This is a genomic window from Eggerthella timonensis (genome assembly GCF_900184265.1).
Taxonomy (GTDB): Bacteria; Actinomycetota; Coriobacteriia; order Coriobacteriales; family Eggerthellaceae; genus Eggerthella; species Eggerthella timonensis.
In genome coordinates this window covers 24,185-46,903 of sequence record NZ_FXXA01000002.1, presented here as the reverse complement: position 1 = coordinate 46,903, position 22,719 = coordinate 24,185, and the positions used below count along the sequence as shown (strand labels likewise).

The 22,719-nt window shown below is 66.3% G+C and carries 19 protein-coding genes; 14 read left to right on the top strand and 5 right to left on the bottom strand.

Features of this window, described 5'->3' with window-relative positions; translation table 11 throughout:
• Positions 1 to 92 precede the first annotated feature (92 nt).
• From C1A15_RS00205 to C1A15_RS00195, 3 genes are all read left to right on the top strand, one after another.
• Positions 93 to 932: a sulfide/dihydroorotate dehydrogenase-like FAD/NAD-binding protein gene (locus tag C1A15_RS00205; protein ID WP_101720710.1), complete on the top strand. Its 840-nt coding sequence runs from the start codon at positions 93 to 95 to the stop codon at positions 930 to 932.
• A gap of 1 nt (position 933) precedes the next feature.
• Positions 934 to 2,427: an NADPH-dependent glutamate synthase gene (gene gltA, locus C1A15_RS00200; RefSeq protein ID WP_101720709.1), complete on the top strand. Its 1,494-nt coding sequence runs from the start codon at positions 934 to 936 to the stop codon at positions 2,425 to 2,427.
• 310 nt (positions 2,428 to 2,737) lie between these two features.
• Positions 2,738 to 4,051: a bifunctional folylpolyglutamate synthase/dihydrofolate synthase gene (locus C1A15_RS00195; RefSeq protein ID WP_101720708.1), complete on the top strand. Its 1,314-nt coding sequence runs from the start codon at positions 2,738 to 2,740 to the stop codon at positions 4,049 to 4,051.
• 21 nt (positions 4,052 to 4,072) lie between these two features.
• On the opposite strand, the gene C1A15_RS00190 is transcribed toward C1A15_RS00195, so the two are convergent.
• On the bottom strand, positions 4,073 to 5,572 hold the full coding sequence (locus C1A15_RS00190; protein ID WP_101720707.1) for a helix-turn-helix transcriptional regulator: 1,500 nt from the start codon (positions 5,570 to 5,572) through the stop codon (positions 4,073 to 4,075).
• Between the two features lie 212 nt (positions 5,573 to 5,784).
• Between C1A15_RS00190 and C1A15_RS00185 the strand changes: the two genes are divergently transcribed.
• A complete protein-coding gene (locus C1A15_RS00185; protein ID WP_101720706.1) occupies positions 5,785 to 7,308 on the top strand; it encodes an FAD-dependent oxidoreductase in 1,524 nt (507 codons plus the stop codon).
• Positions 7,309 to 7,798: 490 nt separating this feature from the next.
• Here C1A15_RS00185 and C1A15_RS00180 read toward each other — a convergent pair whose 3' ends face one another.
• Both C1A15_RS00180 and hpf read right to left on the bottom strand, forming a co-directional pair.
• Entirely contained in the window at positions 7,799 to 8,017 is a 219-nt protein-coding gene (locus C1A15_RS00180) for an acyl carrier protein (RefSeq protein ID WP_101720705.1), read from the bottom strand.
• Positions 8,018 to 8,021: 4 nt separating this feature from the next.
• On the bottom strand, positions 8,022 to 8,600 hold the full coding sequence (gene hpf, locus C1A15_RS00175; protein ID WP_101720704.1) for a ribosome hibernation-promoting factor, HPF/YfiA family: 579 nt from the start codon (positions 8,598 to 8,600) through the stop codon (positions 8,022 to 8,024).
• A gap of 272 nt (positions 8,601 to 8,872) precedes the next feature.
• On the opposite strand from hpf, the gene nhaA reads away from it, so the two are divergent.
• Both nhaA and glmU read left to right on the top strand, forming a co-directional pair.
• Positions 8,873 to 10,711 (top strand): Na+/H+ antiporter NhaA, encoded by a 1,839-nt coding sequence (gene nhaA / locus C1A15_RS00170; protein ID WP_101720703.1) that lies wholly within the window; start codon positions 8,873 to 8,875, stop codon positions 10,709 to 10,711.
• A 59-nt stretch (positions 10,712 to 10,770) separates the two neighbouring features.
• Positions 10,771 to 12,141 carry a bifunctional UDP-N-acetylglucosamine diphosphorylase/glucosamine-1-phosphate N-acetyltransferase GlmU gene (glmU, locus tag C1A15_RS00165; protein WP_101720702.1) on the top strand — a complete coding sequence of 457 codons (1,371 nt, stop codon included), beginning with the start codon at positions 10,771 to 10,773 and terminating at the stop codon, positions 12,139 to 12,141.
• A gap of 35 nt (positions 12,142 to 12,176) precedes the next feature.
• Here the strand turns inward: glmU and C1A15_RS00160 are convergent, their stop codons facing one another.
• Both C1A15_RS00160 and C1A15_RS00155 read right to left on the bottom strand, forming a co-directional pair.
• Positions 12,177 to 12,674: a type II toxin-antitoxin system VapC family toxin gene (locus C1A15_RS00160; RefSeq protein ID WP_101720701.1), complete on the bottom strand. Its 498-nt coding sequence runs from the start codon at positions 12,672 to 12,674 to the stop codon at positions 12,177 to 12,179.
• On the bottom strand, positions 12,667 to 13,041 hold the full coding sequence (locus tag C1A15_RS00155; protein ID WP_101720700.1) for a type II toxin-antitoxin system RelB/DinJ family antitoxin: 375 nt from the start codon (positions 13,039 to 13,041) through the stop codon (positions 12,667 to 12,669). Before C1A15_RS00155 ends, C1A15_RS00160 begins: the two co-directional genes overlap by 8 nt.
• Positions 13,042 to 13,666: 625 nt before the next feature.
• Here C1A15_RS00155 and C1A15_RS00150 point away from each other — a divergent pair.
• The 8 genes from C1A15_RS00150 to C1A15_RS00115 all read left to right on the top strand — a co-directional run bounded on the left by C1A15_RS00150 (position 13,667) and on the right by C1A15_RS00115 (position 22,617).
• Positions 13,667 to 14,314 (top strand): hypothetical protein, encoded by a 648-nt coding sequence (locus C1A15_RS00150; protein ID WP_101720699.1) that lies wholly within the window; start codon positions 13,667 to 13,669, stop codon positions 14,312 to 14,314.
• A 99-nt stretch (positions 14,315 to 14,413) separates the two neighbouring features.
• Positions 14,414 to 17,110, top strand: a complete 2,697-nt coding sequence (locus tag C1A15_RS00145) for a molybdopterin-containing oxidoreductase family protein (RefSeq protein ID WP_101720698.1) — start codon at positions 14,414 to 14,416, stop codon at positions 17,108 to 17,110.
• A complete protein-coding gene (locus tag C1A15_RS00140; protein WP_101720697.1) occupies positions 17,100 to 17,684 on the top strand; it encodes a 4Fe-4S dicluster domain-containing protein in 585 nt (194 codons plus the stop codon). The genes C1A15_RS00145 and C1A15_RS00140 overlap by 11 nt, the downstream gene beginning before the upstream one ends.
• A gap of 1 nt (position 17,685) precedes the next feature.
• Positions 17,686 to 18,495 carry a dimethyl sulfoxide reductase anchor subunit family protein gene (locus C1A15_RS00135; RefSeq protein ID WP_101720696.1) on the top strand — a complete coding sequence of 270 codons (810 nt, stop codon included), beginning with the start codon at positions 17,686 to 17,688 and terminating at the stop codon, positions 18,493 to 18,495.
• Between the two features lie 200 nt (positions 18,496 to 18,695).
• A complete protein-coding gene (locus C1A15_RS00130) occupies positions 18,696 to 19,364 on the top strand; it encodes a TorD/DmsD family molecular chaperone (RefSeq protein WP_101720695.1) in 669 nt (222 codons plus the stop codon).
• A gap of 3 nt (positions 19,365 to 19,367) precedes the next feature.
• Positions 19,368 to 20,003 carry a 4Fe-4S dicluster domain-containing protein gene (locus C1A15_RS00125; RefSeq protein WP_101720694.1) on the top strand — a complete coding sequence of 212 codons (636 nt, stop codon included), beginning with the start codon at positions 19,368 to 19,370 and terminating at the stop codon, positions 20,001 to 20,003.
• On the top strand, positions 20,003 to 20,983 hold the full coding sequence (locus tag C1A15_RS00120) for a 4Fe-4S binding protein (RefSeq protein ID WP_101720693.1): 981 nt from the start codon (positions 20,003 to 20,005) through the stop codon (positions 20,981 to 20,983). The genes C1A15_RS00125 and C1A15_RS00120 overlap by 1 nt, the downstream gene beginning before the upstream one ends.
• 56 nt (positions 20,984 to 21,039) lie before the next feature.
• Entirely contained in the window at positions 21,040 to 22,617 is a 1,578-nt protein-coding gene (locus C1A15_RS00115; protein WP_245864839.1) for a helix-turn-helix transcriptional regulator, read from the top strand.
• Positions 22,618 to 22,719: the final 102 nt, after the last annotated feature.

Sequence of the window (22,719 nt, the reverse complement as noted above, 5' to 3'; positions counted from 1 at the left end):
GGTGGGTTGCCTTTGCTATACTGGCGATCACATCTACGAGACGGCACCGCTTTCGGTGCTGCTTTTGTATCTGAGACGAGAAGGGCGAAGCCGTGTATCCCATCGAACAGGTAGAGGCGCTCAATCCCGAGGTGACGCGCATGGTGGTGCGTGCCCCCGAGATCGCGAAAAAGATCAAGCCCGGTCAGTTCATCATGCTGCGCATCGACGAGCAGGGCGAACGCATCCCGCTGACCATGAACGACTGCGACGCGCAGGCGGGCACCGTCACGATCATCTTCCAGGCGGTGGGCGCCACCACCATGCGTCTCGCTCAGATGAAAGCGGGCGACGCGTTGCTCGATTTCGCCGGCCCGCTGGGAAACCCCACCGAGCTCGAGGGCGCGAAGCGCGCGTGCGTCATCGGGGGCGGTCTGGGCACGGCCATCGCGTTTCCGCAGGCGAAGTGGCTGTACGACAACGGCTGCGAGGTGGACGTGATCACCGGCTTCCGCACGAAGGACCTCGTGCTGCTGGAAGACGAGATAGACCGGCATTCCACGCGCCAGATCATCATGACCGACGATGGTTCGAACGGAAACAAGGGCCTGGTGACGCAGGCGCTGCAGCAGCGCATCGACGAGGGCGCGGACTACGACCTCGTGCTGGCTGTGGGGCCCGTCATCATGATGAAGTTCGTGGCCGCCACCACGAAGCCCTACGGCATCAAAACGTATGTCAGCATGAACCCGCTCATGATCGACGGCACGGGCATGTGCGGCGGCTGCCGCGTGAAGGTGGGCGACGAGTACCTGCACGCATGCGTGGACGGGCCCGACTTCGACGGCCATCTGGTGGATTTCGACGACGCCATGCGCCGCGGCGTCATGTACCGCAGCTTCGAAAGCGCGGCGCGCGAAGGCCGCGATTGCAACGAGCGGAAGGGGGCCTAGCATGGCGCGGATGAACTACGAAGCCAACAAGCAGAAGACGCGCGTCCCCATGCCGGAGCTCGATCCCGTCGAGCGTGCGCAGACGTTCGAGGAGGTGGCGCTGGGCTACTCCGAAGAGGAGGCGATGGCCGAGGCGCGCCGCTGCATCCAGTGCCCGAACACGCCGTGCGTGAGCGGATGCCCCGTGGGAGTTCCCATCCCGCAGTTCATCGCGCAGGTGGCCGAGGGCAACTTCGCCCGCGCGTACGCCATCGTGAAAAGCGCGAACTCGCTGCCCGCCATCTGCGGCCGCGTGTGCCCGCAGGAGACGCAGTGCGAGGGCGTGTGCACGCGCGGCAGGAACGGCGAGCCTGTGGCCATCGGGCGCTTGGAGCGCTTCACGTCCGACTGGGCGTTCGAGCATCCCGAAGAGGCGGCTGCGGCCATGGACGAGCTTCGCGACGAATGCGCCGCGGGCGACGAGGTTGCCTGCAGCATTTGGCGCAGCGCGGAAGGCGCCGTGTCGAAGGACTTGGCCGGCAAGCGCGTCGCGGTCATCGGCTCGGGCCCGGCATCGCTGACCTGCGCGGGCGAGCTGGCGAAGCGCGGGTGCGACATCACCGTATTCGAGGCGCTGCACAAGGTGGGCGGCGTGCTGACCTACGGCATCCCCGAGTTCCGCCTGCCGAAGGACCTCGTGCAGCGCGAGGTGTCGAAGCTGGGCGACAAGGGCGTGTCGTTCGAGGTGAACGCGCTGGTGGGCAAGCTTTACGACATCGACGAGCTCATGGAGGACCGCGGCTTCGACGCCGTGTTCGTGGGCACAGGCGCGGGCCTGCCCAGCTACCTGGGCATCGAGGGCGAGGGCCTCAACGGGGTGTCGGTGGCAAGCGAGCTGCTGACCCGCGTGAACCTCATGAAGGCGTACCTGTTCCCCGAGTACGAGACGCCGGTGTACGCCGGCAAGAAGTGCGTGGTGGTGGGCGGCGGCAACGTGGCCATGGACGCCGCGCGCACGGCGAAGCGCCTGGGCGCCGACGTGACCGTGGTGTACCGCCGCGGACGCGACGAGATGCCGGCGCGCGCCGAGGAAGTGCACCATGCCGAGCAGGAGGGCATCCACTTTCAGCTGCTGACGAACCCGACGCGCATCCTGGGCGACGAGAATGGCTGGGCGTCGGGCGTCGAGTGTGTGCGCATGGAGCTGGGCGAGCCCGACGCGAGCGGGCGGCGCCGTCCGACGGCGGTCGAAGGCAGCGAGTTCGTCATCGACATCGACATGCTGGTGGTTGCGGCGGGGTCGAAGACCAACCCGCTGATCGCGAAGACCACCCCGGGCCTCGAGGTGACGCCGCGCAGCCTGATCGTGGCCGACGAGCGCACGGGAGCCACGTCGAAGCCGGGCGTGTTCGCCGGCGGCGACGCCGTCATCGGCGCGGCCACCGTCATCCTCGCCATGGGCGCCGGCAAGCGCGCGGCGGCGGGCATCGCGGAGTACTTGGCTTCGAAGGCCTGACGGCCTTCGGAACCCGCCGACGCGGCGCCGCGAAGCAAGTCCCCGAAGGGGGCGGGGCGCTGCGGCACTCGATCTCGCGGCGGGGCCGAGGGCTGGCGTACCGAAGTACCGAAGTACGCTTCGCCCTCGCCCTCCCCACGATCGCGGGCACCACAGCGGCCCTCGCTGACGCACTGCGCCAACCCGCGCGGTGTTCTCGCGCTGCGCGCGAGGCACGGGTCGCTTCGCTCCCCCGCGTTTCGCGCTTGCGCGCGAACGAATGTTTCACGTGAAACACTCGCCTCGATCCCCATCTCGTCAGGAGGTCCCTATGTCGTTCGATCCCGTCGCTTACATCAACGAGCCGCGCTGGTTGGAGTCGCGGCTGGGCCTCGATCGCACCGCCGAGCTGCTCGATCGGCTGGGGCGCCCGCAGGACCAGCTCAAGTTCGTGCACGTGGCGGGCACGAACGGGAAGGGCTCGACCTGCGCATATCTGGCCTCCATCTTGCAGGCGGCCGGCCTGCGCACGGGGCTGTTCACCAGCCCGTACCTCATCACGTTCGAAGAGCGCATCCGCGTGGACGGCGCCAACATCGCGTATGACGAGCTGGTCGAGGCGACGCTGCTCGTGAAGGAGCAGGCCGAGGCCATGGCCGATCACCCCACCGAGTTCGAGCTGATGACGGCGGTGGCGCTCGTGCACTTCGCGCGGCGCGGCTGCGATATCGTGGTGCTCGAGGTGGGCCTCGGCGGGCGGCTCGACTCGACGAACGTCATCGACGCGCCCGAAGCGGCCGTCATCGCGCGCATCGGCCTGGACCACACGAAGCTGCTCGGCACCACGCTGGCCGCCATCGCGGGCGAGAAGGCCGGCATCGTGAAGCCGGGGTCGGCCGTGGTGTCGTGGCCGCAGGAGCCCGAGGCGATGGCCGTGGTCGAGCGCGCGGCTGCGGACGTGGGCGATGCGCTCGCGGTGGTCGACCTCTCGCGCTTGAGCGCGGGTCCGGTGGGCTGGAGCGCGCCCGGCGCGCCTGCGCGCCCGTTCTCGTACGGGCGCTTCGCCGACTTGCGCACGCGACTGCTTGGCAGCTATCAGCCCGCGAACGCGGCGCTCGCCATCGAGACGGCCGACGCGCTGCGCGGTCGCGGATGGCCCGTCGACGACGACGCGGTGCGCCAGGGCATCGCCGAGGCCGTGTGGCCCGGGCGCTTCGAGATCGTGCGCGCAGGGGAGGGGGAGCCCACCGTCGTCGTGGACGGCGGTCACAATCCGCAGGGCGCTCGGGCGCTCGTCGATTCCCTGAACGACGTGTTCTCCGGCCGCAAGCCCGTGTTTGTCATCGGCGTGCTGGAAGACAAGGACTACCCGGCCATGCTGGAGACGGTGCTGCCGCTCGGCGCGGCGTTCGTCACCGTAACGCCCGACAACCCGCGCGCGCTTCCTGCCGACAAGCTGGCGCGCGCCATCCGCTGGACCGGGCAGGATCTGTTGGGTTGCTCCGCTTGCGTGAACCCCTATGTCGCGCGCGACATGGCCGATGCGCTGGCGAAGGCGCGCGAGCTGGCAGGCCCCGAAGGGCTTGTCTGCGCATTCGGCAGCCTGTACTCGGTGGGCGCTTTGAAAGAGCAGCTGGAGGGCTGATGCGTCGCCGCTGGCGTCCGGCTACGCCTCGCGGTTTTGCAGCAGGTCGATCAATTCCTGCTTCGAGTGCACGTCGAGCTTCGTGTAGACGTTCTTCGCGTGCGTGCGCACGGTGTTCTCCGATAGGCACAGCGCTTCGGCGATGTAGGACTTGCTGCGTCCTTGCGCGATGAGCAGCGCCACTTCCGTCTCGCGCTCCGACAGGTCGAACGTTGCTCGCAGCCAGCTGTCCCCTGCGGGCTGCCCAGTCGACGCGGGTTGCACGGGAGGTGCGGCTTGTGCCGCCGTCGGCGGGCGCCGCGCCGCGTTCGAGCCGTTGCCGCGTCCGACTGACGCGGCGTCCTCGGTGAACAGCGGCCGCAGCCGCAGAATGCCATCCGATAGCAGCAGCGCCATGCTGGCGGCCAGCGCGAACACCACGATGCCGATGACGGCGGTCACCGCGTACGACGAGGCGCCCACTGCTCCCAGCACCATGACCAGCACGCGACCCGCATCGCGCGACAGCACGCGCGCGGCCCAGGCGAATCCGTACACGGCGTACACGTCGGTGGTGGTGTGGCGCGCAACGTCTTGCAGCGTGATCCACAGCACGCCCAGCATGAGCGTATCGGCGATGTTGACGGTGGCGATGGCCAGCCCCGTGAAGTGCCCGGGGAACACCGACAGGATCAGCATGCCCGCCGCCACCAGCATGATCTCGATGCGCCAGAGGAACGAGAAGCTCAGCCGCTTGCGCTTCACGATGAACCACCAGATTATGAACAGGCTGATCACCACGACGCCCATCTGGTGGACGACGCGTTGCAGCGCATCCATGGGAACGGGCTCGCCGGCTGGAAAGCCGCGCGAGATGCCCAGCGCCAGCCCGAACACCGCCAGGCCGCCGAAGATGAACAGCATGGTGGTGCGCGGTTCCTTGTCGTAGATCGGCTCGGGCGCGGGCAACGGCCCTACGTCGGTCTTCATCGCGCGCTGGTAGCACAAAAGGGCGATGGCCGGCATGAACATGCTCACCGTGTAGCTGGGGGCCTCGGGCAGGAAGCTGAGCGCCAAGCCTCCGAGCGATCCGAGAGCCAGCGACAGGAACCCGTACAGCACCGACTGGCGCAACCCCAGCCGCACGTACGCCGCCGTCCACATGCCTCCGCCCAATGCGCCGCCGATGCCGGCGAACACGCTGGCCACCGCGAGGATCTCCACGGCGTTCGTCTCCTTGCCCGCCAGGATGAGCACGGTGGAAAACGTCATGACGGCGAAGCCGAGCCACGCCACCGCGGTGCGTCCTCCCTTCGAGAACGGCTTGCGCAGCGCGATGGCCGCGCCGACGAGCATCACCAGGCCGTACGCGAGGTTGTTGACCACCGTGAACAGCCCGTCGTCGCTTTGCGTGTACGAGGCGAACAGGTTCACCTGCAGCCAGACGCGCGTGGCAGCCAGTCCCAGAAACGACGGCAGGAAGGTCCCGCCCAGGAGGGCGCGTATCTGATTCGTTCGAGCGATTGCGCTCGCGTGCGGCATCGGTCCTCGATTCATGCAGGGGATGAAGTACGGCAACCAGTATATACGAGCACGCCCGCCTGCGCGGACGGGGCATGGCTCGCACCTCACACCTTCCGGGTGAAAGCGGAAGGCATGGGGCATGTTTCACCCGGAAGGTGGCTTCTGAAGTGCGCGCATCGTGCGTAGAGTGCAGGGCATGAAGCAACACCCCAGGGAGGAAAGGATCTATCATGAAGGAATTGAAAACGGGACGCGCCGCTGCGGGCGCGACGAGGGCGTCCATGCCGCTGACGCGTCGCCAGTTCGCCCAGGCGCTGACGGGCGGCCTGGCTACCATGGCGCTCGGCGGCCTGTTCGGCTGCGCGCCGCAGCAGGCTGCGGCGGCCGAGGCGCACGAGACGGTGGACTTCGACGTGGTGGTTCTGGGCGGCGGCGGTGCCGGCGTGACGGCGGCGGGTCAGGCCGCGGCGAACGGCGCGAAGACCGTGCTGCTGGAGAAGATGGCGTGGCTGGCCGGTTCGAGCTCGCTTGCCATCGGCACGTTCTACGGAGCGGGCACGCAGCTGCAGAAGGCTGCGGGCATCGAGGACGAGCCGTCCGGACTGCTCGACTACTTCTTGTCGCGCGGCGGCGACAAGCTGGACTACGACGTGCAGAAGTTCTGCGCCGAGCACTTCGGCGAAACCATCGACTGGCTGACGGGCGAGCTGGGCGTCCCCTTCAAGGAAACCGTGTCGAAGAAGGGCAAGGACCCGGTGCCGCGCGGCCACAACTGCGCCAACAACGCCATGGATGCGCTGCGCGCCGTCACGGCGTACGCTCAGGAACGCGGCGCCGAATTCCACTTCGGCACCACGGTGGAATCGCTTGTGGTCGATGACGCCGGCGCGGTGACAGGCGTGCTCGCGAAGCGCGGGAACGGCTCGACGGTGCTCTACAACGCCAAGAACGTGATCGTGGCCACGGGCGGGTTCTGCCGCAACGTCGAGATGATCGACGAGTACTGCCCCGACTACTCGGGCGTGTACACCGAAGTGGGCGTCGGCTGCACGGGCGGGGGCCTACAGATGGGCCTCGACATCGGCGCGGACTACGTGGGCCACGGCGGCACGAACGGCATCCTCGCCTGCCCGGTGGAGCCGGGCCAGTCGAAGCTCATCAGCAACAAGGCGCTGTGGATCAACTCCAAGGGCGAGCGCTTCGCCAACGAGGCCGGCCAGACGCACGACATCTACTACGACGTGGCGCACTTCGACGATCAGAAGTTCTTCGCGGTGTACGACCAGGCCATGGTGGACGCGCTTGACGAGGGCCTGCGCTCGAAGTTCGACTTCGGCCTTGAGCAGGGCATGTTCGCGCAGGGCCAGACCGTGGCCGAGGCGGCTGCAGCGCTCGGGATCGACGGCGTCGCGGCGCAGGCCGCGCTCGATGCGTACAACGAGCTGGCAGCGTCCGGCGAGGACACGCAGTTCAAGAAGAAGGCCGAGGCGCTCGTCCCGCTCACCGAGGCCCCCTACTACGTGCTGACGATGGGCGTGTGCACGCACGGCAGCTTCGGCGGCTATCGCGTGAACACCGAGTTCCAGGTGCTCGACACCGACGGGCAGCCCATCCCTCACCTGTACGCCGCCGGCGAAGTGTGCTGCGGCACGTTCATCTACGACGACTACCCGGCGGGCGGTTGCGGGCTGAACTGGTCCTACACGTCAGGTCGTTTCTCGGGCGCGAACGCGGCCAAGGCGGCCCTCGCATAAGGCTCGATACGGTGGCCGGGGCCGGAAGTTGCCGGCCCCGGCCGCGCTTGCTGCGCCAAGATCTCGAGCCCGCGCCGACGATGCGTTCGGGCTTGAACTCGCAACGCGTGCCAAGAGGTTGGGCGAGGGTGCCGAGCGTGCCCTTTTCGGAATACGGTAATGGAATCGAGAAAACTTACTGATAGTTTACCGTAAGGCGAAACGAGGGCCCTGAAATCCTCTCTGAAGGCGGAAATATCGTCCGATGCAGCCGGATGAGCCGGGTATTGTGCGGTCAAAGGCAAACTTCGGGTGCAGAAAACCGAGGTTCGGTACTATATCAACATAAAAATCAGAATCCATTACCGTAGTCGGGCATTCGCTGCGTTGTGCTCATGTGCGATGGGTGAAATCGCACAGCGCATCGCCCGAACTCAGATCACGAGGCGGCATGAGAAGACCCCGCACGGATAACCGTGCGGGGTCCCTTTGATTCGTGCGTATGCGAGCTTTACAGCGAGTCGATGTACTCCACGAGGCTGCCCACGGTATCGAGGCCTTCGGGCTCGCCGAAGTCCACGTCGCAGGCTTCTTCGAGGTCGCAGATCAGCTCGACCATGTCGAGCGAGTCGATGCCCAGCGAGTCGAACGTCGAGCTCTCCTCGACGGTGCTCGGATCGATGTCGAGGTTCGACTCGAGGATGGTCTTGATGGTGTCGATGGTTGCCATGCGCTTATTCCTCCGTCTGCTTCAGCAGGCCGTAGCCGCCGTCGTCGCGGCGGTACAGCACGTTCACGAGGCCGCTGTCGCGGTCGGTGTAGGCGAAGAAATCGTGGCCCAAAAGGTCGATCTTCACGAGCGCCTCTTCTTCGGTCAGCGGCTCGAACTCGATCGTCTTCACGCGCACCACCTCGTCATCGGCGAGTTCCTGCATGAGCCCGTCCACGTCCAGCTCGCCGGCGGCCGTCGGCTCGGCCATGCGGATGGTCTCGTCGGCGGCGCGCAGCTTGCGGTCGACGACCTTGGTCTTGTACTTGCGCAGCTGGCGAACCACTTTAGCGGCCGCCACGTCGATGGCCGCGTACATGTCCTCTTCGTGTTCTTCGACGCGAATGATGTGGCCCTTCGTGCGCAGCGTGACTTCGCAGACGGCAGGGCGAGGATTGGCAGGGTTCTTCTCAACGAACAGCACAACTTCGGCTACGAGCGGGTCGATGTCCATGACCTTCATGGAATTGCCGATCTTCTCCTCGGCATACTCGCGCAGTGCGTCGGTTACAGGCATTTTGCGTCCGGTGACGGTAATGCTCATAGCGATCACCTCTTACCTCGTGGCGAATAAAAAAACAGCTCGGTCGCCGTTGTCGCACCTGGTCATACGAGCGAACGGGTGATATGCCCTCCACGCGAATCCCAAGCCGACTCCTAACGCCTAAGCTGATGAGTACAGAATAGCGCAATTCATGATATTTTGGCCGGGCATTTTGCTTTGTTGTGAAATCGATCTAAAAACGGGTAACAATCGAGCGGACGCACCAGGTTATTGGGGGATAATACGGCAAACGACAAGGCCGAAAGGGCGACATGACCGAACAGAACCAAGACGGAACCCAGCGCATTTTCATCAACGAAGTGCAGCGCCACCAGGCGCGATACAAGAAGCTCATCCAATTCACCCACTCATCGACGAAGGCGGCGGGCGTCATGCTGCTGGCGGCCGTCGTGGCGCTCATCGTGGCGAACACGGGCGCGTACGAGGCGTTCTTGGAGTTTTGGCACACCGAAGCGGGCTTCTTCTTCGGCGACGCCTTCGCGGGCATGTCGCTGGCGCACGTGATCAACGACATCTTCATGGCCGTGTTCTTCCTGCTCGTTGGCTTGGAAGTGAAGTACGAGCTGACGGTGGGCGAACTGACGAACATCCGCCAGGCGCTACTGCCCATCATGGCGGCCATCGGCGGCGTCATCGCGCCCATCGGCATCTACCTCGTGTTCAACGCGACGAATCCTGAAACCGCTCAGGGTTGGGGCGTTCCCACCGCCACCGACATCGCGTTCGCGCTGGGCATCCTCGCCTTGCTGGGCAACCGCGTTCCGAGCGGCGTGCGCGTGTTCCTCAGCACGCTGGCCGTTGCCGACGACATCATCGCCATCCTGGTCATCGCCATCTTCTACGGCCACAGCCCATCGATGTTCTGGCTGGGCATGGCCGCCGTCGTGCTTGTCGTGCTCGTGCTGATGAACCGCAGCCACATCTATTCGCTCGTACCGTATCTGCTGGTGGGTGCCGTGCTGTGGTACTGCGTGTTCATGTCCGGCGTGCATTCGACCATTGCGGGCGTGCTGCTGGCGTTCGTCATCCCGTCCGGATCGCGCGTGAACCTGAAGAGCTTCATCACCTGGTCGGGCGACAAGGTGCGCCAAGCGCGCGACGCGTTCCAGCCTGAGACGCCCGTCATCGCGCAGGGCGACTACCTCGAAACCGTAACGTCTCTCAGCCGCGTGGCGCGCCAGGTGGTGCCGCCGGCAACCCGCCTCGAGCACAAGCTGTACCCGTGGGTGTACTTCGGCATCCTGCCCTTGTTCGCCCTGACGAACGCCGATGTGAGCTTCGTCGGCATGGACGTGGGAGCCATGCTCACCGACCCGGTTCTGTACGGCGTCATGCTGGGCCTCTTGCTGGGCAAGCCGCTAGGCATCATGCTCATGAGCTTCATCATCGTGAAGAGCAAGCTGGCCTCGCTGCCCGAGAATGTGAACTGGTTCCACATGCTCGGCGCCAGCATTTTGGGCGGTGTGGGCTTCACGATGGCCATCTTCGTGGCGAACCTCGCGTTCACCGACGAGATGCACATCGCCACGGCGAAGCTGGCCATTCTCGCCGCGTCGCTTCTGGCGGGCGTGCTGGGCTTCGTGTTCCTGCTGCTGCAAGCGAAAGCGGCGCAGAAGCGCGGCGTGGCGTACCTGTCGGCAAGCGGCGACGACGTGACGCGCCAGACGGCGGGCAGCGAAGCGGCGCGCGAGTCCGAGGAGCTGCTGCGCGGCATCGAGGACCCCGAGCTCAAGAGCGAGCTCGAAGAGGCGAAGAAGCGCGGCGGCGTGTTCGAGATCGTCGTCGACCTGGGGCCGACGGGCCTGCTGGGCGGCGGCTCCATCGGCGATGTGCGCGAAGCGGTGCGCAACGAGGTGGTGCGCGTGCTCAAGGAGGAAGGCAAGGACGAGCTGCTGGAGCAGATGCAGAAGGACTTCGACGACGAGGGCAAGCCGCCGCTGCTCAGCGTGGAGGAGGCCCTGCTGCGCGAAGGCGGCGAGGAAGCGCGCCAGCGCGCGCTGCGCCGCGAGGGCGAGGATGCGACGGGCATGTCGGGCGGAGCGGGCGACGCGGGCGTCCCCGGCGATTCCGACCCCGCAGGCAAACGGTGATCGCGCCGTTGCGCTATACTTTTTAGTTGACGATGGGAACTGCGTTGCGAAGGAGCGATATGGAAGCTGCCGCTATCGTGTTGGCCGCGGGTGCGGGCACCCGGATGAAGTCCAAGAAGCCGAAGGTGGCTCACGAAGTGCTGGGCAAGCCGCTCGTTCGCTGGGTGGTGGACGCCGCGCGCGACGCGGGCGTCGAGCGCGTGGTGTCCGTGGTCGGGCACGCGCGCGAGCAGGTGGAGCCGCTCGTCGCCGACACGCAGACGGTGGTGCAGGCGGAGCAGAACGGCACGGCGGGCGCCGTGGCCGTGTGCAAGGACGCGCTGGCCGACTTCGACGGCTCGCTCGTGGTGCTCTCGGGCGACTGCCCCCTCATCGCATCCGAGACTATCGCGCGCCTCGTCGCCGTGCGCGAGGAGGCGGACGCGGCCGTGGTGGTGCTCACGATGGAGCTGGACGACCCGTTCGGCTACGGGCGCATCGTGCGCGGCGCCGACGGCGGCGTGGAGCGCATCGTGGAGCAGAAGGACGCCGCGCCCGAGGAAGCCGCCATCTGCGAGTGCAACTCCGGGTTCTACTGTTTCGATGCCCGCGCGCTGTTCGCGGCGCTCGAGCAGGTGAGCAACGACAACGCCCAGGGCGAGTTCTACCTGACCGACGTGCTTGAGATCTGCCGTAACGCCGGCCGTCCCGTGCTGGCGCTCGTCTGCGAGGACCCCGCCGAGTGCCTCGGAGTGAACTCGCGCATCCAGCTGGCCGAGGCCACGAAGTTCGCGCAGCGTCGCATCAACCGCGCGCATATGGCCGCCGGCGTGACCATGGTGGACCCCGAGCTCGTGTGGATCGGGCCCGACGTGACCATCGCGCAGGACGTGGAGCTGCTGCCGAACGTCACGCTCATGGGCGAAACGAGCATCGGCGAGGACAGCGTCATCGGCCCCGATTCGCGCCTGACCGACACCGCGGTGGGACGAGGCTGCGTCGTGGACGAGACGGTGGCCGTGGAGGCGCAGGTGGACGACGGCGCCACGTGCGGCCCGCGCGCGTACCTGCGTCCGGCGGCGCACCTGTGCGAGGGCGCGAAGGCCGGCACCCACGTGGAGATCAAGAAGTCCACGGTGGGGAAGGGCTCGAAGGTGCCGCATCTGTCCTACATCGGCGACACCACCATCGGCGAGGATGTGAACATCGGCGCCGGCTCCATCACCTGCAACTACGATGGCAAGAAGAAGCATGCCACCGCCATCGGCGACGGCGCGTTCGTCGGCAGCGACACCATGATGGTGGCCCCGGTGAGCATCGGCGCGGGTGCCATCATCGGCGCGGGCTCGTGCATTACGAAAGACGTCGCGCCCGACGCCCTGGCCCTCACGCGCCCCGAGCAGCGCGAGATCCCCGGCTGGGCCGCCAAGAAGCGCAGTCAGCAAGAATAGCATTGTCCCAATGGGGACAGTCCCCATTGGGACATCTACGCCGTATCGGCTTGCAGCAGCGTGAGCGCGTCGCCGGGCGTGAGCGCGGCCACGGGGGCGTGCTTGATGAGCAGCTCGTCGCTGGTGACCAGGTACGTCGCATTCGACCGTTGTGCGGCGGCGACGATCAGGTTGTCCTCGAGGTCGTTGTGGAGGTTGCGGAGGCCGCATGCCGTCCACAAGTCCGACTCGTCTGATCCTACGGCGGTGGCCTGTTCCCGCATGTTGCCCACGCATCCCCAAGCGATTTCGGTCGCTGCCGCCGCATCGCGTTCGGTGAGCCTGCCGTTCTCGTTGCACATGTCTCGCTTGAAGGCGTTCGCGGTCAGGTAGAACACGTCCTTGACGATGGCGGTGGGGTACAGCAGCGGATAGCCGTGCTCATGCGCGAATAGCATGAAGGACATCGCTGCGGCATGCGCTGGACGGTTGGCAAGAAAGTAGTCGAGCCAGATGTTCGTGTCGACCAGGAGGGAAGTTTGCTGGCTAGGCATCGAGGCCCCGTTCCCGAAGGCGCTCGAGCAGGGCGTAGTCGCGCATCTCTTCGTACGATGCGTTCATCGTCCAGTCGGAAGGCTTGATTCCGTGCCGCTCGTACGCATCGGCGACGATGTTCGCACCCCTGATCGTGATTTCCCGCCTCCGCGCGCGCTCCTCTTCAGCTTCGCGTTTCTCCGCCTCGTCTTCTGCGTCGAACAGGTTTTGTATGGCGCGCGGGTTGTGCGCGTTGTTCGCGGCGTAGTCCCACAGCTTGCGAACCGCCTGCGACGGCGTGTAACCGGCGCGCTCCAGCGCCGCATCGCCGCGCTCCTTGAGCGAGCGGCTGATGCGCGTGTTCATCTGCACCATATCCGTCGTCATCGCGTACCTCCTCATTCGTTGCTATACGTATAGTATAGCATGGGTGCTCGTTTGGGCGCTCGTCTGCGGTTGGGGCTTTGGCGAAGAGCACCGGAGGGGCGATTCCGATTCCCGGGTTCCTCGGATGCGGTTCGATGTGTTGCAAAATCGGGCTTTTGGCAATTCGGAGACGATCGGAGGCGCTGCTCCGCAGTCGTGAAAATTGGCGACCTGGGGTTTTGTCCGAAAGAACCTCAAAAGGGAGTGCGGAGACTGCCAAAAACCCTATTATGCCACCTATAACACCGCTGTTTCGAACACTTCGAACTGATAGGGAGTTTCGAGCGCATCGACGAACCGAGCCGCTGAAAGCATCCGTGCGACAATCCTCTCGGCGCTGGATTGGTGCGGAACCTGTGAGCGACTCGTCGCGGGGATTGATGCGGAGCCTGTGAGCGAGACTGCGATATCCCCAGTTCAGCGCCATCGATCATCCATTATTGGTGGCGTTTTCGCACCCTCGTTCACCCATAAATATCCGGACTCATCGCGTTTTTTCACGAACAACGGACGTTTCCCCTTCGCTCGCCCGGCCGTAAGGTGAAGCTGCTCGAAGTCAGACGAGACGAGCAGAAACGGGGGAACCATGAGCAACGACACGCAGGCCGCGGCCACATCCGCATCTACAGCCGCGTCGGCCGCCGACGAGGCCGCCGCAACCGTCGACGCCATCGTCAAGCGACTCAACGCCAATCGCGCCAACACGCTGGCGCTGTGCGCCGTGCTGTCCGTGTGCGAGCAGCGCATGCCCTATCGCGATGCCGAGGCGCTCATCGACGAGCGGCCCGAACTGAGCCTCAGCACGCAGAACGCCCACGCGCTGCTGCGCATCATGGTGGACTGCGGCGGCGTGGATGCCGTCGAGGTTCCCGAGCCCGCGTACGCGCCGGGCGAGGAGAAGCAGGATCGGCCCATCGACTACACCGTGCAAACGACCGCAGCCGGCCTCGCCGCGCTCGCGCAATTCGAGCCCACGAAACGGTTCGGCGACGTGCTGCGCGACGAACCTGCGGCCTACGCGCAAACGTACGCCGCCGTGCTCGCCCTCTGCGAGGGCGGCGCGACGAAGGCCGCCATCGAGCGAGCGCTCGAAGGCGACTCCGCGCTCAGCGACCCCAAGCAGGTGTATCCCAGCTATTTCATCTCCAAATTGGAGACCGTAGGCGGTCTTGCATGGGACGGCTCGTGGAAGACGACGGATGCCGGCCGGCAGATGCTGGCCATGGTCGGGTAAAGCGCTGCCCGACCGCCCCGGCTCCGCCCGCGCGCGAGCGTCCCATTTGAGATAACCCCAAGCACCATCAGCAAAGACGAGATACAAGGAGGAGGGAACATGACACAGCCTACCATCACGCGACGCAGTTTCGTGAAGTCGGCGGCGGCGCTCGGCGCCGCATGCGGCCTGGGCGTCGCCGTAAGCGACGACCTCGTGCACGTCGACCCGGCGCATGCCGATACGGGCGGCGACGTGAAGATCGTGAAGACGGCCTGTCGCGCCTGCATCGCAAGCTGCGCCGTGCTGGCGCATGTGAAGAACGGTCGCGTCATCAAGATCGAGGGCAATCCTGAAAGCCCCATGAGCCAAGGCGGCCTGTGCGCGAAGGGCATGGCCGGCATCCAGGCGCTGTACCATCCCAACCGCAACAAGTACCCCATGCGGCGCGTGGGCGAGCGCGGTCAGAACCAGTGGGAGCGCATCACCTGGGACGAGGCCATCACCGAGATCGCCGAGAAGCTCATTGAGATCGACGAGAAGTACGGCTCGGAATGCGTGGCCGTGTCCACCGGCGGTGGCGGCAACCCGCACTTCAGCAACGTGAAGCGCTTCGGCGAGGCCATCAACACGCCCAACGTGTGGGAGCCCGGTTGCGCGCAGTGCTACCTGCCGCGCATGGGCGCCTCGCAGCTGTCGAACGGCATGGGCAAGCCGAACAACCTGTCCTTCAGCGACTCCAACGGCTGGGACTACTACTTCACCGACTCGCCGGTCGACTCCCTCGTGCTGTGGGGCACCGACCCGTCGAACAGCTCGGTTGCCACGGGCGGCCGCGCGTTGGCCGAGCTTCGCGCCCGCGAGCAGGGCTTGAAGACCGTGGTCATCGACCCGCGCATGACGATGGACGCCGCCAAAGCCGAAGTGTGGCTGCCCATCCGCCCCGGCACCGATGCCGCGCTGCTCATGGCGTGGACGAAGTGGATCATCGACAACGAGAAGTACGACGAGGACTTCTGCACGAACTGGACCAATATGCCCTACCTCGTGAACCCTGAGACGCGCCTGACCCTCAAGCCCACCGAATGCGGCCTCGAGGGCACCGACAAGGACTACGTCATCTGGGATCCGGCCGAGGGCAAGCCTGTCGTGTTGGAGTACCCCATGAACGAAGGCGTCACCCCGCCGCTGTTCGGAACGTACGAGATCGACGGCAAGCAGTATCCCACGGGCGGCCAGCTGCTCAAGGAGAGCGTGGACGAGTTCACGCTGGCGAAAGCCGCCGAGATCTGCTGGCTCGACGAGGGTCAGATCGAGAAGGCGCTGGAAATCTACACGACGGGCCAGTCCGGCATCATGCAGGGCGTGCCCATCGACCAGTACGAGCAGTCGCAGCAGTGCGCGCTCGGCGCCCTCAACCTCGAGTACCTCATGGGCAACGTGCAGAAGCCCGGGGCCATGCTGCAAAGCTTCAAGCCCTGCCCGGCCCGCGACCAGATTCCCAACACGCCGCGCTTCCTCAAGAAGGAGAAGATGCTCAAGCGGCTGGGCGTGCAGGAGCACAAGGGCCTGCTCGACTGGGACATGGCGTTCATCCCCGCGGTGTTCAAGGCCATGAAGGACGGCGATCCCTACCAGATCCACGCGTGGTTCGAGCGCTCCGGCAACAAGCACGTGGTGCTGGGCAATGCAACGTGCCTCGACGAGATCGTGCCGAACCTCGACTTCGTCTGCCACATCTTCATGTACCCGACGGCGTTTTCCGTGCTGTGCGCCGACATGCTGCTCCCCTCCGCGGAATGGCTGGAAACCAACCTGGTCATCCCGCAGCTCAACGCCATCGTCATCCGCCAGGCGGTCACCCACCTGTTCGAGACGGTGGAGGAAGGCCTCATCTGGACGCAGATCGTGCAGAAGATGGCCGAGATGGGCAACGTACATGCGCAGGAGGCCTTCACGGCCGAGGGCACGAACGGCATCCCGATGTACAAGAACGAGTACGAGAAGCAGAAGCTGCACCTCAACAACCTGAAGATGAGCTGGGAGGAAGCGGCCGAGAAGGGCGTGTTCGAGTGGTGCACCGAAGAGGAGTACCGCACGTACTTCGGCTATAAGGCGGTTGACGAGGCCACGGGCAAGGCCAAGGGCTTCGGCACGCCTTCCAAGAAGTGCGAGGTGTACTGCGAGTCCAACACCATCCTGGGCCGCACGGGCTTCCCCTGGTCGCAGTGCTTCGAGGAGAAGAACCTCGTGCTGGAGCCGGCGTCGAAGGACTACGAGCCGCTGTGCTACTACAAGGAGCCGGCCGAAAGTCCCCTCACGGACACGGAATACCCCCTTGTGCTGACCGAGGGCCGTCTGCCGATGTACCACCACGGCACGCTGCGCAACATCCCGTACCTGCGCGAGATCTACCCCGTCCCCGAGATGTGGATCCACCCCGACGACGCGGCAACCTACGGCGTGGAAGACGGCCAGTGGTGCACCATCGCCAGCCGCCGCGGCGAGACGCACGGCAAGGCGCGCGTGACCACGGCCATCGCCAAGGGCGTCATCTACCAAGAGCGGTTCTGGGCGCCCGAGCTGCTGGACTCCGATCCCGAGCGCGCGTACAAGGTGATGAACATCAACGTGCTGACCAAGAACGACGAGCCGTACAACCCCGAGTACGGCACCTATACCCTGCGCGGCTTCCAGGTGAAGGTCACGCCTGACGCGGCCGCGCCCGAAGGCGTGTGGACCGAGCCCGAGCAGTTCGAGCCCTGGATGCCGCAGCCGAGCGATCCCACCGAGGAGGTGTTCGAGTATGGCGCATAACTGCATCGTCGTGAACCTCGACCGCTGCACGGGCTGCTATTCCTGCGAGATCACGTGCAAGATGGAAAACGACATCGCCTTGGGCGAGCATTGGAACAAGATGCTGCAGCGCGGCCCCTTCGGAGACTATCCGAACATGACGCGCTACCCGCTGCCCACGATGTGCCAGCAGTGCGCCGACGCCCCGTGCGTGCACGTGTGCCCCACCGGCGCCAGCTACCGCGACGGCAACAATGTGGTGCTCATCGACCGCGAGAAGTGCATCGGCTGCAAGTACTGCATGATGGCCTGCCCCTACGGCGTGCGCGACTGGAACAAGGCGTCGCAGACCGTTGAGAAGTGCACGCTGTGCGGGCACCTGACCGCGAACGGCGAGCTGCCCGCGTGCGTGAAGAGCTGCAGCGCCGGCGCCCGCTTCTACGGCGACCTCGACGACCCGAATTCCGACGTGTCGAAGGAGCTGGCGAAGTACGACGCGGCCGACATCCACGAGCTGCCGAACGTGGGCAACAACCCCTGCACGAAGTACATCATGACCAGCATGCACGGCGAGTGGATGGAAGGGGCTGAGTAGCATGGAAATCCAATGGTCCCTCGTTCTGTTCACGGCCATCGCCAGTTGCGGCGCGTGGGTGTCGGTGGGCGTCGCCGTCGACGAGGTGCGCGGGCTCACGAAGAGCACGAACTTCCTCGCATCGGTGATCGCCGTCGTGTTGGCCGTCGTGGGCGGCCTGGCCTCGGTGACGCACCTGTCGCACCCTGACCGCATCATGGCCGTGCTCGGGCATCCCACCCCGGGCATCTTCCTGGAAGCGCTGCTCATCGGCCTGTTCATCGTGGCAGTGGCCGTGTACCTCGTCCTGTTGAAGCGCGGGGCGTCGACCGGGGCCCGCAAGGCGGTGGCCATCGTTGCCGCGATCATCGGCATCGTGTTCAGCTTCGCGAGCGGGTACTCCTACATGATGGAGGCGCGCGCCACGTGGAACACCATCGCGCTGCCGCTCGGGTACCTGGGATTCGGCGCGGCGAGCGGCCTGGCGCTGTACCTGCTGCTGGCCGCCCTCAAGAAGGAGGATGACGAGGCCGTGAAGCTGGCGGGCGTCGAGACGGTCGTCGGCGGCGCGCTGGCGCTTGCGAGCGGCCTGGCGTTCGGCTTCATCTCGGGCGCTGCCACGGGCGATGCGGCGGCCATCTTCTGGGTGGCCCTCGTGTGCGGCGGCCTCGCACCCCTCGTGTGCGGATGGCTCGCACGCAGCAAGCCCGCCTCGGGCGTGGCGCTGGCGGGAGCGGCCTTCGCCGGCGGCATCATCGGCTCGGTCGCGTTCCGTGCGGCCATGTGGATGGTGGGCACGGCGGTGGCCAACTACTTCGGCATCGCGTTGTAGGCCTTACGCGGCGGCACCGCTCGGCGGTGCCGCCGGTCGGCGCGGGAGAGGGGGCTGCTTGCTGCTGCGGCGGCAGCCCGCTCCCGCTTCGTTCGGAGCCGTTCGATCAAGCCATACGCTGCACCCCCCTCCCTACAGCGCGTATGGCTCGATCGGTCGACAACGGATTCGCAAACAACAGGGGACGCAAGGAGCGCAACATGGAACAGCAAAGCATCGAGGAGCTGGCCGTCGTGAACGCGGCGCGCAAGGGGTTCTACGAGTTTCTGGCCAGCATGTACAAGCTGGAGCTCACTGATGAGCAGATCGAGGCGTTGGCGAAGCGGCAGCTCCCCGTCGACGACGAGCACGTGGGCGCGGGCTACGCGACGATCAAAGAGTACCTGCGTCATCGCGATGCGGGCACGCGCCAGGAGCTGGCGGTGGACTACGCGCACGTGTTTCTGTGCGCGGGCATGTACGAGCAGATGACGGCGCCGCCGTACGAGTCGGTGTACACGAGCGAGGAGCACCTGCTCATGCAGGATGCGCGCGATTCCGTTTTGGCGTGCTACCTCGACGAGGAGCTGGGGCTGCCGGCCGACAACACCACGCCGGAGGATCACCTGTCCTTCGAGCTCCAGTTCATGGCGAAGCTGGTGGAGCGCGAGCAGGCGGCGCTCGAGGCGGGCGACGAGGCGCGCTGCGCCGAGCTGCAGGCGAAGCAGCGCGCGTTCTTCGACGAGCACCTGGCGAATTGGGTCCCGCGCCTGTGCGCCGACGTGCGGGCGCATGCGCAGACGGCGTTCTACCGCGGCATCGCCGACGTCACCGAGGGCTTCCTCGAACTGGAAGACCAGATGATCGGCCAGATCGACCGGGCGGCGTGAGCCATGGGCGCGTACACGCGCCGCGCGTTCGTGGGCTTCGGCGCGTCGGCGGCGGCGTTCCTGGGATTCGGTGGGGCCGTGAAAGCGGCCGACGGCGCGGCTGAAACGGCGCTCGTGCGACCGCCGGGGGCGCAGGACGAGCTGCGCTTGCTGGCGTCGTGCGTGAAGTGCGACCGGTGCCGCAGCGTCTGCCATACCGGCGCCATCGGCGTGGCCGAGGCGGGCGACGGGTTCTTGCGCGCCCGCACGCCCAAGCTCAACTTCCATCGCGGGAGCTGCGACTTCTGCGGCGATTGCCAGCGCGTCTGCCCGACGGGGGCTATCGAGGCCTTCGACCCCGAAACCGACAAGATGGGCATGGCGATCGTGCAGAAGGACCGTTGCATCGCATACTACCAGGGGTGCGTCGAGTGCGAGAAGGCGTGCCCGTTCGAGGCCATCGCGCTGGACGACGCGGGGCACCCGGTGGTGGACGCGGGGCGCTGCAATGGGTGCGGGGTGTGCGAGGAGGTGTGCCCCGCGCTCGTGTACCGCTCGTTTTCGGGCGGCACGCGGCGCGGCATCGTGGTGGCGAGCCCGAGCGTCTACGAGCGGCTGGGGAAGACGGCGGTGGAGGACGAGAGCGAGATGAGCGCGTGATGAAACGGAATTCGAAGCTGCTGCGCACGCTGTCCGCGCTGGCGGTGATCGCGCTCGTGTGCGCGGGCCTGGCGCTGCACACCGGCACGGGCACCCCGTCGGCCTGGGGCGTCTACGACGTGGCGGCTCTGTGCCCGCTGGGCGCCGTGGAGGCGGCCATCGCCAGCAAAACCGTGGTGCCGCCGATGCTGATCGCGCTTGGCATCGGCGTCGTGCTCGTGGTGCTGTTCGGGCGCGCGTTCTGCGCCTGGGGCTGCCCGATTCCGCTGCTGCGGCGCGTCTTCGGGTTGAAGGAGCCGAACCGGAAACGCGGGAAGGACGCGTCGGGCGCTGTCGCGAAGCCCGACGAGCCCGCCGCGCTCGGAGAGCCGGCCGTTGCGGGCAAACGCGGCGAAGCCGGCGCATCCGGCGCGCTCGACATCCCCGATTCCCAGCGCGGCGGCGTCGCCGATTCGCGCAACTGGGTGCTGGGCGGTGCGCTGCTCTCCACGGCTGTGTTCGGGTTCCCGGTGTTCTGCCTCATCTGCCCGGTGGGCCTCACGTTCGCCACGCTCATCGCGGTGTGGCGGCTGTTCCAGTTCAACGAGGTGGCGCTGTCGTTGCTCGTGTTCCCGGCCATCCTCGTGCTCGAGGTGGTGGTGCTGCGGAAGTGGTGCGGCCGCTTCTGCCCGCTGGGTGCGCTGTTGTCGCTGGCATCGCGTTTGAACCGCACGTTCCGGCCGGTCAGCAGCTCGTCGACGTGCCTGCGCACGTCGAAGGGCGAAGCGTGCCACCAGTGCGCCGAGGTGTGTCCGGAAGGCATCGACCTGCACGATGCGTCCGTGTCGGCGCCGCTCAACGAGTGCACGAAGTGCCGTGCATGCGCCGATGCCTGCCCGATGCACGCCATCACGTTCCCGTTCCTGCCGGCGCGCGGCGATCGCGACAAGGTCGCAAGCGGGACGGCCGAAGCGGGAGAAGATGAGCGGGTGCTAGAATAGACCGAGACCATACGGGGAGCGCGGCGCAGGCGATGGGCCGCGCGATGGGGAGGTTCATGATGCGTACGGAGGAAGCGACCAAGGAGCGGGGCGAACGCGCGCGGTTTTCGGCATCGAGGCTGCTGGAAGACTTGGACGAGCAATGGCCCAGCATGAAGTTCCTGGGCTTCGGTGCCTACTACGCGTGGATATTCCTCTGCTACAACAGCGATGTGCTGTACGGATGGGCTGGCCCGTCCGTTGACAACGGCGCCATGCTGACCATGTATCTGGCGTCGACCACGGCGCTCGGGCTCGTGCTCATCGCAGCCGGCGTGTTCCATCGCGCCGCTGCGCGCATCGTGCGGTCGCGCGCGATGGTGACGGCCATGGCCGGCCTCGCCACGCTGGCCACGCTCGCGGCCGCATGGTCGTCGCCCGCGGGCGCGGACAGTGCGATTTTCGCGGCCGTCTGCGCGCTTACCGGCGTGGGCACGGCGTTCGTCGCTCTGCGCCTGGGGTCGGTGTACAGCACGGTGGGCGCGCGCCAGGCGTTCATGTACACGGCGGGCTCGTTCATCTTCGCGGGCATGCTGTTCTTCGTCTGCATCGGCTTGCCGCATCCTGTCGGGCTGCTCATGACGGCCGGCTTGCCGCTGTTGGCGGTGGTGTTCACCATGGCGGTCGCGCGCCCCGCAGCCGAGCAGGCTCACGACGCCGTCCCTATCCGCGAGCTTCCGCGCGGCTACTTCATCCGCCTCGTGGTGGCGGTGACGGTGTTCTCAGTGATAGCGGGCGTGATCAAGGGGTTCATGGCGTTGCAGCAGCCTCTTTCGGCTATGACGGATCAAGGCGTCATCATCGTGTTCGCCACGGGATGCGTGGCGTTGCTGGAGTTCGTGCTGATCGGGTTGCTGGTGCGCGAGGTGGACGTCAGCCAGCTGTACTATCCCATCATCATCCTCACCTGCCTGGGCAATCTCGTGGTGCCGCTGTTCGGCGGCTTGGGCGTCATCCAGGGCGAGCTGGTGAGCATCGCGTACAACCTGTTCATCCTCATGGTGTGGTGCCTGCTGACCAACGTGGCCAACCGCACCGACCTGTCGTACGTGCGCGTGTTCGGCTGGGGTCGCGGCGCATCGGCGGCGGGCACCACCGTCGGCTGGTTCGCCGGTTCGTCGCTGGCGCCCATGCTGGTGGAGAATCCCAGCAACATGGTGGCGCTTGCCATGGGCATGGTGTTCGTGCTGCTCGTGGTGTCGATGGTCATTCTCAACGAGCGCACGATCGGCATGGCGCTCAAGAAGACGCGCAACGCCCAGACCAACCAGGCTGCGGGCGATTTCTTCCCCGGCGGGAGGGAGCTTGAAGGCGGATCGGGCGGCGCGGCGCCGGGTGCCGTCGAGGACTTCCCGCGGGAAGGCGCTTGGACGAAGAGCTGCAACGCGCTGGCCGAGCAGGCGAACCTGTCGCTGCGCGAGCGCGATGTGCTGTTCTTGCTGGGGAAGGGCTATACCATCGAGCGCATCGCGGGCGATCTGGGCGTCTCGTTCAACACGGCGAAAAGCCACATCCGCAACGTCTACGCCAAGGCCGGCGTGCATTCCAAGCAAGAGCTGCAAAGCCTCATCGAGGAAGGCAAGAACCTGCGCTGAGCCCCTTTGCGCGGCGGAGGCGTCGGGGTGCGGCTCGTTCCGCATCCGCCCCTTCCTTGCGGTCAATCTGCGAAGATGGCCAAGTTGCCCCTGTGCGGGCAC

Bases quoted from the DNA above. Each gene is read 5' to 3' on its own strand.
- hpf (WP_101720704.1), bottom strand. From the start codon at position 8,600: ATGAGCATTACCGTCACCGGACGCAAAATGCCTGTAACCGACGCACTG.
- C1A15_RS00160 (WP_101720701.1), bottom strand. From the start codon at position 12,674: ATGCCTAGCCAGCAAACTTCCCTCCTGGTCGACACGAACATCTGGCTC.
- C1A15_RS00155 (WP_101720700.1), bottom strand. From the start codon at position 13,041: ATGACGACGGATATGGTGCAGATGAACACGCGCATCAGCCGCTCGCTC.
- C1A15_RS00130 (WP_101720695.1), top strand. From the start codon at position 18,696: ATGGAACAGCAAAGCATCGAGGAGCTGGCCGTCGTGAACGCGGCGCGC.
- C1A15_RS00115 (WP_245864839.1), top strand. From the start codon at position 21,040: ATGATGCGTACGGAGGAAGCGACCAAGGAGCGGGGCGAACGCGCGCGG.
- gltA (WP_101720709.1), top strand. From the start codon at position 934: ATGGCGCGGATGAACTACGAAGCCAACAAGCAGAAGACGCGCGTCCCC.
- C1A15_RS00150 (WP_101720699.1), top strand. From the start codon at position 13,667: ATGAGCAACGACACGCAGGCCGCGGCCACATCCGCATCTACAGCCGCG.
- C1A15_RS00145 (WP_101720698.1), top strand. From the start codon at position 14,414: ATGACACAGCCTACCATCACGCGACGCAGTTTCGTGAAGTCGGCGGCG.
- nhaA (WP_101720703.1), top strand. From the start codon at position 8,873: ATGACCGAACAGAACCAAGACGGAACCCAGCGCATTTTCATCAACGAA.
- C1A15_RS00125 (WP_101720694.1), top strand. From the start codon at position 19,368: ATGGGCGCGTACACGCGCCGCGCGTTCGTGGGCTTCGGCGCGTCGGCG.
- C1A15_RS00185 (WP_101720706.1), top strand. From the start codon at position 5,785: ATGAAGGAATTGAAAACGGGACGCGCCGCTGCGGGCGCGACGAGGGCG.
- C1A15_RS00135 (WP_101720696.1), top strand. From the start codon at position 17,686: ATGGAAATCCAATGGTCCCTCGTTCTGTTCACGGCCATCGCCAGTTGC.
- C1A15_RS00195 (WP_101720708.1), top strand. From the start codon at position 2,738: ATGTCGTTCGATCCCGTCGCTTACATCAACGAGCCGCGCTGGTTGGAG.
- C1A15_RS00180 (WP_101720705.1), bottom strand. From the start codon at position 8,017: ATGGCAACCATCGACACCATCAAGACCATCCTCGAGTCGAACCTCGAC.
- C1A15_RS00120 (WP_101720693.1), top strand. From the start codon at position 20,003: ATGAAACGGAATTCGAAGCTGCTGCGCACGCTGTCCGCGCTGGCGGTG.
- C1A15_RS00190 (WP_101720707.1), bottom strand. From the start codon at position 5,572: ATGCCGCACGCGAGCGCAATCGCTCGAACGAATCAGATACGCGCCCTC.
- glmU (WP_101720702.1), top strand. From the start codon at position 10,771: ATGGAAGCTGCCGCTATCGTGTTGGCCGCGGGTGCGGGCACCCGGATG.
- C1A15_RS00140 (WP_101720697.1), top strand. From the start codon at position 17,100: ATGGCGCATAACTGCATCGTCGTGAACCTCGACCGCTGCACGGGCTGC.